Source organism: Pseudomonas sp. A125 (genome assembly GCF_055409485.1).
Genome location: NZ_JBUZVP010000073.1, coordinates 1 through 1,972 on the forward strand (window position 1 = coordinate 1; position 1,972 = coordinate 1,972).

A 1,972-nucleotide genomic window follows, 5' to 3' on the forward strand; every position below is an offset into this window, starting at 1 on the left:
CAAAGCCCATTTCTGTCAGGCTGAAATCTATGACCTTCGCGGGCATGTGTCAACGAATGCGAAAGACCACTCTATTCTGACGACTCGGAGCGGCCTTGCCTGACGTCCGGTTAGGGTATAGCTCAATATGACACATGGCTGCAAATCGCTAATTTTCCAACTATAAAGAGCTATGCTCTCAAGAAGCGGTTGCGCTAACCGATACAGTATAAATTGGGCCCCAAGTATTATTTTATTTGCACAAAGGTAATGATTATGTTTTTCAATAAAAACAAACAACTGCTGGACACAGAAAATAAGCTCTCAGAACTACAGCGGCAGCTTGATTCAATAAGTCGAAATGTCGCGGAAATCAGATTCAGGCCAGACGGGAGCGTAATCTATGCGAGCAATATCTTTCTAGAGATGCTTGGTTACAAACTCGAAGAAATAGCAGGGCAGCACCACAGAATTTTCTGCGAAAAGAATTATGCTAACACAGCTGATTATTCGCGCTTCTGGCAGAAATTGGCTGACGGCCATCTTCAATCAGGTTTATTTAGGCGGCTGCGCAAAGACGGTAACTTAGTATTGATTGAGGCTACTTATATTCCAGTTCAAAATCAAGATGGAAAAGTTATTGAAATCATTAAGATTGGCTCAGATGTCACTCAGAGAGAAAACGAGTTACTCTCACTAAGAGCCGTCCATGCAGCCATCTCCCGCTCGATGGCGGAGATCGAGTTCACACCTAACGGTGACATCCTGCATGCAAATGAGAATTTCCTCCGTGCTATGGGTTATCGCCTCAGCGATATCAAGGGTCGACACCACCGAATGTTCTGTTTCGATAATTTTTATCAAGAAAATCCAAATTTTTGGCAGAGTTTAAAGGGAGGAACTTTTTTAAGCGGGCAATTTGAGCGCAAGACCGCATCGGGAGAGACCATCTATCTTGAGGCCACCTACAACCCCGTCATTGATGAAGCCGGCCAGGTTGTGAAAGTGTTAAAATTTGCCACCGACGTCAGCTCGCAGAAGCATAAGGCTGATGAAATCCGTCAGGCCGCAGAGCTTTCCTTCACCACCGCCGAGGAGACATCTCAAATTTCCGTGCGGGGCATGGAGTCCCTTGCTAGTTCAATTGAACTATCTCAGGGTACATTTAATTTAATAAACGGTGCGGTTATTTCGATTACACAGCTAAATGCTCAGGCTAAAGATATCGAGAAAATTGTTACCATCATCCAAGGCGTGGCAGAACAAACTAACTTACTAGCACTTAACGCCGCAATTGAAGCTGCCCGAGCGGGTGAAATGGGCCGAGGCTTTGCTGTAGTAGCCGACGAGGTTCGTCAGTTGGCAGCTCGAACTAGCAGTGCCACCGTGGAAATCCAGAATGTGGTAACTGCTAACGGAAAGCTTACTCAGCAACTGAATATAGATATGAACAGCATCGCTAGAAGCGCCGAAGAAAACAACGATCAGATCGCAACTGTAACAACTATTATGCGTGAAATCAGTGACGGTGCAGACCATGTTGCCCGTACCGTATCGACGTTGTTCAAAGACAATAGCTAGTGTCCAGTTTTAGGCAAAATCAGGATCGGAACTTCGAGCCGCAGCGCTACAGAGCCAGAAGCCCAAACTTGGTGACGGCCATCGTGCTATGGAACACGATGTATCTGGAGTGCATCACTTGGGGCTGGTCGAGGCTGGCAAGTCGGTGGGCGGCGAGCTGCTGCAATACCTATTGCCGCTGGGCTGGGAGCACATCAACCTGACTGGCGATTACGTCTGGCGGCAGAGCCGCAGGCTGGAGATCGGGAAGTTCAGGCCGCTACGATTGCCCGGAAAACCTTAGCGTACGATTTTTTCCGAATTCTGCGGGCTCCCCTATCACCAGCTACGCTCGACCATCGCCCAAGTCGGTGGGAAGAAGGAATTGACCGGCCGCACCGACATCGAAATCGAGATCAGCAACCAGTGCGCC

General features: G+C 48.1%; 1 protein-coding gene and 2 pseudogenes. All 3 read left to right on the plus strand.

The genetic code is table 11. The features are described 5' to 3' along the window. Positions 1-255: 255 nt before the first annotated feature. A pseudogene (locus ACZRN6_RS36380) lies at positions 256-1,014 on the plus strand (PAS domain-containing protein); the annotation flags it as partial. A gap of 87 nt (positions 1,015-1,101) precedes the next feature. Next, positions 1,102-1,560, plus strand: coding sequence for a methyl-accepting chemotaxis protein (locus ACZRN6_RS36385; RefSeq protein ID WP_275941885.1), 459 nt, complete (start codon positions 1,102-1,104; stop codon positions 1,558-1,560). Positions 1,561-1,580: 20 nt separating this feature from the next. After that, positions 1,581-1,843 (plus strand): annotated as a pseudogene (locus tag ACZRN6_RS36390) (Tn3 family transposase); the annotation flags it as partial. Between the last annotated feature and the right edge of the window lie 129 nt (positions 1,844-1,972).